The organism is uncultured Megasphaera sp., from assembly GCF_958350005.1.
GTDB lineage: Bacteria > Bacillota > Negativicutes > Veillonellales > Megasphaeraceae > Megasphaera.
This window is the reverse complement of the sequence record NZ_CATWFF010000115.1, coordinates 1-6,817: the sequence shown is the minus strand read 5'-3', so window position 1 is coordinate 6,817 and position 6,817 is coordinate 1. Positions and strand designations below refer to the sequence as shown.

The 6,817-nt window shown below is 53.3% G+C and carries 7 protein-coding genes and 1 riboswitch; all 7 genes read right to left on the bottom strand.

The genetic code is table 11. The annotated features are described in order from the left end of the window. Nucleotides 1-17 precede the first annotated feature (17 nt). Nucleotides 18-482 carry a 6,7-dimethyl-8-ribityllumazine synthase gene (ribE, locus tag Q3886_RS07390; RefSeq protein ID WP_301860654.1) on the bottom strand — a complete coding sequence of 155 codons (465 nt, stop codon included), beginning with the start codon at nucleotides 480-482 and terminating at the stop codon, nucleotides 18-20. 30 nt (nucleotides 483-512) lie between these two features. Next, entirely contained in the window at nucleotides 513-1,160 is a 648-nt protein-coding gene (locus Q3886_RS07385; RefSeq protein ID WP_301860653.1) for a riboflavin synthase, read from the bottom strand. Further along, nucleotides 1,141-2,280, bottom strand: a complete 1,140-nt coding sequence (ribD, locus tag Q3886_RS07380; protein WP_301860652.1) for a bifunctional diaminohydroxyphosphoribosylaminopyrimidine deaminase/5-amino-6-(5-phosphoribosylamino)uracil reductase RibD — start codon at nucleotides 2,278-2,280, stop codon at nucleotides 1,141-1,143. Before ribD ends, Q3886_RS07385 begins: the two co-directional genes overlap by 20 nt. Before the next feature lie 101 nt (nucleotides 2,281-2,381). Further along, nucleotides 2,382-2,520, bottom strand: a riboswitch (FMN riboswitch). Nucleotides 2,521-2,574: 54 nt separating this feature from the next. Continuing rightward, nucleotides 2,575-3,219: a ribulose-phosphate 3-epimerase gene (gene rpe, locus Q3886_RS07375; RefSeq protein ID WP_301860650.1), complete on the bottom strand. Its 645-nt coding sequence runs from the start codon at nucleotides 3,217-3,219 to the stop codon at nucleotides 2,575-2,577. Continuing rightward, nucleotides 3,216-4,082 (bottom strand): ribosome small subunit-dependent GTPase A, encoded by an 867-nt coding sequence (rsgA, locus tag Q3886_RS07370; RefSeq protein WP_301860649.1) that lies wholly within the window; start codon nucleotides 4,080-4,082, stop codon nucleotides 3,216-3,218. Before rsgA ends, rpe begins: the two co-directional genes overlap by 4 nt. A 12-nt stretch (nucleotides 4,083-4,094) precedes the next feature. Then, on the bottom strand, nucleotides 4,095-6,029 hold the full coding sequence (gene pknB, locus Q3886_RS07365) for a Stk1 family PASTA domain-containing Ser/Thr kinase (protein ID WP_301860656.1): 1,935 nt from the start codon (nucleotides 6,027-6,029) through the stop codon (nucleotides 4,095-4,097). A 38-nt stretch (nucleotides 6,030-6,067) separates the two neighbouring features. Beyond that, on the bottom strand, nucleotides 6,068-6,775 hold the full coding sequence (locus tag Q3886_RS07360; RefSeq protein WP_301860648.1) for a Stp1/IreP family PP2C-type Ser/Thr phosphatase: 708 nt from the start codon (nucleotides 6,773-6,775) through the stop codon (nucleotides 6,068-6,070). Nucleotides 6,776-6,817: the final 42 nt, after the last annotated feature.

The following is a 6,817-nucleotide window of genomic DNA, read 5'->3' as shown; positions in this document are numbered from 1 at the left end:
ATATAAATCTTCCCTGCTTATAATTCTTTAATGAGATTTACCATTTCAATAGCACTGACAGCTACATCAAAGCCTTTGTTGCCTGCTTTTGTGCCGGCCCGTTCGACAGCCTGTTCAATATTTTCCGTCGTAATGACGCCAAACATGATGGGCACCCCTGTTTTCAGCGAAGCCTGGGCAATGCCCTTAGCAGCTTCGTTGCAGACCAGGTCGTAGTGGCTCGTAGCGCCGCGGATGACGGCACCGAGGCAGATGACAGCGTCATACTTGCCAGATTCGGCCATTTTCTGGGCAATCAGGGGGATTTCAAAAGCTCCCGGCACCCACGATACAGTAATGTCATCGTCGCTGACGCCGTGACGATGGAGAGCGTCGTAGGCGCCGCTCAGCAGTTTGCTGCAGATAAATTCGTTAAACCTGGCTACGACAATACCAAACTTGGAACCAGAACCAATCAGTTGACCTTCTTTAATATGTGCCATTGTAGTTGCACGCTCCTATTCTGAAATATATTAAAAACCATGCTGCAATAACGTTTCCATGGTCAGTCCGGAAGACTTGCTGCCGGCACCGGAACCGACGGTAAAACTGTGAACATACTTGCCGATAATATCCGTTTCCAGATTGACGGCGGCGCCGGGATGCTTGTCCAGCAGCGTCGTATGACTCATGGTATGAGGGATAATGGAAACGGAAAACTGGCTGCTGCCGACAGAGACAACAGTCAGGCTGATGCCGTCAATAGCAATAGACCCTTTTTCCACAATAAAGGGCTCCATCTCTTTGGGAATGGAAATGGTAATAACCCGGGCAATGCCGTCGGTGGCAATGCGGGAAATATGGCCCATGCCGTCGACGTGGCCGCTGACAATATGACCGCCCAGACGGCCTCCCAGGGCCATGGCCCGTTCCAGATTGACCGAAGCGCCGGTCCGCAGATCTTTCAGGGAAGACCGCCGCATCGTTTCATGCATGACGTCAGCCGTAAAGGACGAGTCCGTCATGGCTGTCACGGTCAGGCAGACGCCGTTTACGGCAATACTGTCCCCCAGCTGGGTTCCTTCCAGTACTTTTTCTGCCTGAATCGTAAGCTGAATGGAATCGGGCTGGCGATCCAGGTGCGTCACCGTTCCCAGTTCCTCAATGATTCCAGTGAACATAAGCACCCTCCCTGTTTTCATTATATGCCGTAATGAGGATATTATTATCCTGCAGTACGACCGAATCGTATACCAGCGGCATGCATTCATCCAGCATATCGACGCCCAGGCCGCCGACCGAAGGCAGGGCACCGGTCCCGCCGAGAACTTTGCTGCCTATAAATGCGTAGATTTTATCTACCAGCTTCTGGTCAAAGAAACTTCCCTGTACAGTTCCGCCGCCTTCGACGAGAATACTCTGTATTCCCTGCTGTCCCAGCAGTTCCAGGGCTGCCGGCAAATCGACATGCCGCGTCTGCGGGTCCAGGGGAGCCAGAATGACGGTGACGCCCATGGACTTGAGGGTCCGCATCTTCTCTACGGAGCACAGAGACGTTGTGACGACGATAGTCGGCGCCGTCTTATCGGTCAGCACCAGGGCATGAAGGGGAATGCGCCCCTGCGAATCGAGGACGATCCGCGTCGGCTGATGGGGCTCTGCGTGCGCCTCCCGTTCAATCCGGCAGGTCAGCAGCGGGTTATCTGTGAGAACGGTCTGAATGCCGACCAGAATGCCGTCATAAATGGACCGCAGATAATGGCCGCGGCGCCGGGCCCATTCATTGGTAATCCACTGGGAATGGCCCGTGCGGGATGCAATCCGCCCGTCCAGGCTCTGGGCCAGCTTGACCGCAATAAAGGGCTTGTGGACCATCATGTTCTTGATAAATACTTCATTCAGCTGAGCCGCTTCTTTGGAAAGCAGGCCAATTTCCACGGGAATCCCGGCCTGGCGGAGAATGGCGGCGCCCTTGCCGGCTACGAGCGGATTCGGGTCCAGCATGGCCATGACCACTTTGCCTACGCCCTTTTCCACGAGGGTCCGCGCACACGGCGGGGTCCGGCCATAATGGGCGCACGGCTCCAGCGTCACGTAGACCGTGGCGCCTTTGGCCCGGTCGCCTGCTTCCCGCAGTGCCCAGACTTCAGCATGAGGCGTCCCGGCTTTCTGGTGATACCCCTGGCCGACAATCTCTCCGTCTTTGACAATGACACAGCCTACGGCAGGATTGGGCGACGTATATCCTAATGCCAGCTTTGCCAGCTCCAGGGCCTTTTTCATATACTCTATCGGTTCCACCCTATTACTTCCTTTCCAGACAGATGTAGTACTGCAAAAATAAAAAGGCTATGGCACATTCCATAGCCTTTACACGCACGCAAACACAATAACAGCGCATCGTCCGTCTTTTCCCATCCAGACTGTACTGTCGGTACCGAAATTGCATCGGTTCAACCTTGCAGCTGCAAGGCTAGCGGACTGTTACCGCCGGTCAGGAATTGAAAGCTCACGCTTTCTCACCTTGCCCCAAAGACTATGATTTACAGTATTTCCACGTATGATTTTATCACAGGAAAGGAATAATTACAAGCCTTACTTTAAGGCCGCAATCGCTGCCTGCCGGTCTGCTGCGCCGAATACGGCACTGCCGGCAACGAGCCATGTGGCGCCTGCTTTTTTCACAGCGTCTGCAGTCCTGGCATTGACGCCGCCGTCTACTTCGATGACCGCTTCCGTATTGCCGGCCTGCTGCAGGAGCTCTTTAGCATCGGCAATTTTCTGCAGCGCATAGGGAATAAACTTCTGCCCTCCAAAACCGGGATTGACGCTCATAATGAGGATCATGTCCAGCTGACCGGCTACGCAGGACAAGGTCGACACGGGCGTAGCTGGATTCAGAGCCACGCCGCCTTTCATGCCGGCTTCCCGGATTTGCTGCAGCACCCGGTCCAGATGGACGCAGGCTTCCTGATGCACCGTGACATACTGGACGCCGGCTTTGGCCAGGCCGTCGATGTACGTTTCCGGATGTTCCACCATAAGATGGGCATCAAAAGGAAGGGCTGTCGTTTTGCGCAGCGCCGCAATGACAGGTACGCCAAAGGTCAGATTCGGCACGAAATGACCGTCCATCAGATCCAGATGGATATAGTCTGCTCCCTTTTGCGTAACATCCTGTATTTCTTCTGCTAACCGTGAAAAATCTGCCGATAAAATCGACGGTCCAATCATGCTCATACGTATCGTTTCCTTTCCTGTATAGAATCTACTATTTTGCAGTACGTTTCATATCGTTCCGGCTGAATCTTGCCTTCCTGCACGGCCTCTTTGACCAGGCATCCCGGCTCGGTGCGGTGCAGGCACGACGAAAAGCGGCAGCGTCCCCCATAGGGAGCCATATCCGGCAGCAGTGCCAGAATATCCCGTGCTTCCAGATGATCGAAGTCCAGGGCGCTGAACCCTGGCGTATCCACGACATACGTATGGTCCTCGACTTTCATGATTTCCGAATGGCGCGTCGTATGGCGGCCCCGCCGGATCTTGGCCGACACGGCGCCGACAGACAGGTCGTCGCGGTGAAGGAGCTGCGAAAGAAGGCTCGATTTCCCTACGCCTGACGGTCCGGCAAAGGCAGTCACCTTGCCTGGAAGCAGAGCGCGAAGGGTATCGATGCCGCAGTTCTCCCTGGCCGATACGAGATAGACCGCATAGCCGCAGGTTTCATAAAAGGCCTTCAGCTCCTCTGCCCGCGGCCGGTTTAGATCGCACTTATTGATGCACAGCGACGGATGAATGCCGCCGTATTCACAGGTCATGAGCATCTTGTCCATGAGGAACTGGCTGGGATCCGGCGACTGGGCGGCCATGATGACAAAGAGCTGATCAATATTGGCAATAGCCGGCCGCCGGAGCATGGTGCGCCGCGGCAGGACCTGCTCAATGACGCCTTTGTCATCACCCAGAAGCTGAATCTCCAGCTCGTCGCCGACAAGGATTTTTTCCTTTATCTTGCCGCGGCGGCGGCATTCCACAAGCTGTGGTTCCCCAACATCTACATAGTAAAATCCATTATAATTTTTAATTACCCGACCTGTTGTCATATGTCTCCTGCGTTACAGATACTGGTCCTGAACCAGTGAATTATTGATATATACTTTTACCCGCGTCCGGCCAATGCCGTTGACATTCTTGGTAATGCTGTCGCCGCCGGACTGATTTTTGTCGTATACGACACGGGTGCCGTTGTCATCGCTGACGACGATCTGCACGTGCTGGCTTGACGCGCCGGAAGGAACGCTGATATTGACCGTACCGTAGTGCGGCGTACCGGCCGGTTCCTGATTGTTGGCACTGCCGTCGCCGGCGGAACCGGCTGCTGCAGCGCCGTATTCGACAGTAAGATCAGCTACGTTGCCGTCGCGGATGTTCTGTCCCGTTACCTTGGCCTGGCTGTTGTCCTTGGAGGCATCCAGATTGGTTACATTGCCTACAGAATAACCGGCACTTTCCAGAGCCTTCACAGCTGCATCCAGTGTCATGCCGCTGGTATTCGGTGCTTCCCGCTGTACTTCTTCCTTGGCAGCAGCCGACGATTTACGGCATACGGTGACATCGACAGCCGTTCCCTTCTTAACCTTGTGCGGCGAAGCCGGGCTTTGCCGTATAATCTTGCCTTCTTCATATTCGCTGCTTTCCGCATAATGGACGGAGCCGATTTTCAGCCCTATTTCCTTGAGCTTCTTCTTCGCTTCATCCAGCGTCAGGTCCCGCAGATCCGGAACGAGGACTTCTTCGCCCTGATTGCCCTTGCTGACAGTCAGATAAATAGTCCGGTTCTCCTTCACGACGGCACCGCCGCCAGGTGTCTGCGCCATGACCTCCCCGACAGGCACGTCACTGCTTTCCACCTCTTTGACCGATACGGCCAGGTGCTTGTCTGTCAGAATTTCCCTGGCAATTTCCACCTGCTTGCCCGTTACATCGGGGACGGTAATGTTTTCTGTACTCCAGAAATTGCCGAAGGAGAAAAAGGCCCACGCAAAGGCAGCCATAAACACGCCAAACATGGCAATAAGAATGGACTTCTGAGAATGACTGCTGATGGAGTCCAGCAGTTTTCCAATGCGGCTCTTTTTGGCTTCATGCGGTTTCGTATCCTGTACAGGCGGCAGCTTGGTCGTGCCGAAATTATTTTTAATAATCGGCATGGCTCCCTTGTTCGTATTGACGAAGCCCTGGGACAGGCGCAGTTCCGACATCATTTCGGCAATAGACTGAAACCGGTCATCCGGATTTTTCGCCATGGCTTTCAGGATGCACTGTTCGACGAGCCGCGGAATACGGCGGTTGTACTTTGTCGGCAGAGGTATATCATCCTGCACGTGCTGCAGGGCCACGCTGATAGCCGTATCGCCTTCAAAGGGAACGACGCCGGTCATCATTTCATACATGACGACGCCGAGGGAATAAATATCCGTCCGTTCGTCAATAGGACCGCCGCTGGCCTGTTCCGGCGAAAAATAATGAACAGACCCCATGACGGCATGGTCATTGGTGTCGCTGAGGCCGGAATTAATGGCCCTGGCAATGCCGAAATCGGCGACTTTAATCCGTCCCGTTTCGGTGACGAGAATATTATGGGGCTTAATATCGCAGTGGACGATGCCGTTTTTATGGGCATTTTCCAGGGCTTCGCCAATGTCAAAGGTAATCTGAATAGACGTGTTGATAGGAAGATGTCCGTGCTTTTCGATGTATTCCTTCAGCGTTTCGCCGCGGACATATTCCATGACGATATAATGCACATTCTCATCAAAGCCGACGTCGTATATATTTACAATATTGGGGTGCGATAACTTGGCTGCAGCCTGAGCTTCCTGACGAAACCGAACGACGAAATCATGATCGCCGCCGTATTTGGCATGAAGTATTTTTACTGCTACAATGCGGTCCAGCAGGATATCCTGCGCCTTATATACGCTGGCCATGCCGCCTTCGCCAACTTTTTCCAATATCTTATATCTGTTATCTAAGATATGACCAATCATTTTTAGATTTTCCACCACTTTCATAGTAGTAATCCCGATTATATTGTCGTTAAAATTGCCGTAATATTGTCTTTGGCACCATTTTCATATACATGGCGGAAGAGCTCATTGACAATATCCCGTTCGCTGCGGCTGTAATCGCAGACAGACTGCCGCAGAAGCTCAGGATCAATGAAGGACGTCAATCCATCGGAACAGATTAAAATGCGATCGCCCTTCTGCACAGGAAAGGCGCCGCTGTCGACGAGAAGCGTTTCGTCAACACCTGCGGCGCGTGTCAGCACATGACGCTGCGGGTGCGTTGCCACCTCAGCGGCCGTAATTTTTCCTTTTTCCAGCAGGACCTGCACGATCGTATGGTCTACGGTAATCTGCTTCATTTCATCGCCGCGGCAGGCATAGATGCGGCTGTCGCCTACATGGCCCCAGAAAGCCATCCCCCTGACCAGCGTGACCAGGGAAATAGTCGTTCCCATCCCCTGCAGGGACGGATCAATATGCACTTTGCTGAGGATGCTGGAGTTGGCGTACTGTATCGCCTTTTCCAGCTGCACCGGCGCAGCAAATGTAAAATTTCTGAAATAATACGCAATGGCTTCTACTGCGGTCCGGCTGGCTATTTCGCCGCCTACGTAGCCGCCCATGCCGTCGGCGACGGCAAGTACGTCATGGTCAGAACTAATATAAAAAGAATCTTCGTTGACTTTGCGCACTAAACCAATTCTGGATTCACCATACGTGCCCAAATTCTCACGTCCTCTCGCAGTACATTATGATTCATTGCATAT

Bases quoted from the DNA above. Each gene is read 5' to 3' on its own strand.
- ribE (WP_301860654.1), bottom strand. From the start codon at position 482: ATGGCACATATTAAAGAAGGTCAACTGATTGGTTCTGGTTCCAAGTTT.
- Q3886_RS07385 (WP_301860653.1), bottom strand. From the start codon at position 1,160: ATGTTCACTGGAATCATTGAGGAACTGGGAACGGTGACGCACCTGGAT.
- rpe (WP_301860650.1), bottom strand. From the start codon at position 3,219: ATGAGCATGATTGGACCGTCGATTTTATCGGCAGATTTTTCACGGTTA.
- rsgA (WP_301860649.1), bottom strand. From the start codon at position 4,082: ATGACAACAGGTCGGGTAATTAAAAATTATAATGGATTTTACTATGTA.
- pknB (WP_301860656.1), bottom strand. From the start codon at position 6,029: ATGATTGGTCATATCTTAGATAACAGATATAAGATATTGGAAAAAGTT.